The sequence below is a fragment of the Kitasatospora sp. NPDC047058 genome (genome assembly GCF_040643935.1).
GTDB lineage: Bacteria > Actinomycetota > Actinomycetes > Streptomycetales > Streptomycetaceae > Kitasatospora.
Genome location: NZ_JBEYVJ010000825.1, coordinates 1 through 1,590, shown reverse-complemented (window position 1 = coordinate 1,590; position 1,590 = coordinate 1). Strand labels below are relative to the sequence as shown.

Genomic DNA, 1,590 nt, shown 5'->3' with positions numbered 1-1,590 from the left:
CTTCCGATCCGCCGGACTCACCCGATCGAGACTCCCGTTCGACCGGCACCCCTCAAGATCGGAACGACAACAGCCACTAACCGAACGGATGCTGGTCGCCTACTCAGAGCTCTGGGCACTGTCCGCAGTGTCCGACCTCAATCGGGAACCGCCGATGACCGACGAGGAGAGCCGCCAACTCGCTGCGGAGATGATGACCTGGTACTACGCAAACGGTAGCGGCATGTTGATGTCGCCCAAGACGCGTGCTCTCTTCTTCGTCGTGCGCAGCAACTTGGTGGCACCCACCCAGAACCTCCGGCCTGTGTCTCTACGAACCACTCCTGCAGGAATCACCGGGCCAACCGCCGCTCTGAGGCTCACCTGTGTGCGGGCTCGACAGGTATCCATCCTGCGGACACGACTGAAGACGGACATGGCCGTCTACTTCGGCACAGGTCACCTGCGCAAGCTTCGCCGGGATGAGTGGGAGCTGCTACGCCTTTGCGGCATTGCCAGGAATCCGCTGGCACGGATACGTGCCAGCAGGTGGCTAGCGAAGCGGCTGGAGCGGACTCCTTGCTACTGCGGACAGTGTGGTTGAGCCCACCGGAGGTCAACACGGCTGCCGCTCGGCTAGGGCGGGCCGCTTCACCCCTTTCGATGAAGTTTGACCGTTCTCAACGAAGTCTGGCCACGTATCTCCTACGTTCTGGGCCCGGCTTCGGATTGGCCCGAGGCCCAATACCGGTGACCTTGGTGCGATGCAGTCGTTGGATGGGCCGTGCCACGTCCTGGACAGGTGAAGTTGCCGGTGGGTGACCGGTTGTCGGATCGGATCGCGTTGGGGGTGTTGACGCGGGCGTTCCCGCCCGAGTTGATCGACGAGGTAGTCGCGGAGTGCGGTCGGGTCGAGCAGCGACACCGGTTGCTGCCCGCACGGGTGGTGGTCTATTTCGTGCTGGCGATGTGCCTGTTCTTCGGCCAGGGCCATGAGGAGGTGGCCCGGCTTCTGGTGCAGGGGCTGGACCGGGAAGGCCGGTGGGTGAAAGCGTGGCGGGTGCCGACGACGGCGGCGATCGGTCGGGCACGTCTGCGGTTGGGTCCGGAGCCATTGCGGACTCTGTTCGTCCGGGTCTGCCGGCCGGTGGCCGTCGCCCGGACTCCGGGGGCCTGGTACCGGCGGTGGCGGCTGGTTGCGGTGGACGGCACCGTCTTCGATGTGCCGGACACGGTGGCGAACGCCGAGTTCTTCGGCCGGCCGGGCACGAGCCGAGGTCAGGGCCGCAGCGCCTATCCGCAGGCCAGGGTGGCGGCGTTGGCCGAGTGCGGCACGCATGCGGTGTTCGCAGCGGAGGTCGGGCCGCTGTCCGTCCACGAGAGCGTCCTGGCCGAGCAGCTGTTCCCCGCGCGGACCGGCGACATGCTCGTCCTGGCCGACCGGGGGTTCTGCGGGCTGGACTTGTGGCGGGCCGCGAGGTCGGGCGGTGCCGATCTGCTGTGGCGGGTGCGGAGCGTGGTCGTGCTGCCGGGTCGGGGGAAGCGCCCAGCCCCTCGCGGAGCAGCCCGGCGAACTCCTGGTCGCCGTGCCGTATCGCCTCGGCGGCCAAC

At 67.4% G+C, this 1,590-nt stretch carries 1 protein-coding gene; it reads left to right on the top strand.

All coding sequences use genetic code 11. The features are described from left to right. Positions 1–781 precede the first annotated feature (781 nt). Positions 782–1,590, top strand: an 809-nt coding sequence (locus tag ABZ885_RS40835; RefSeq protein WP_360200231.1) for an IS4 family transposase, incomplete at its 3' end; no start/stop codon positions are given.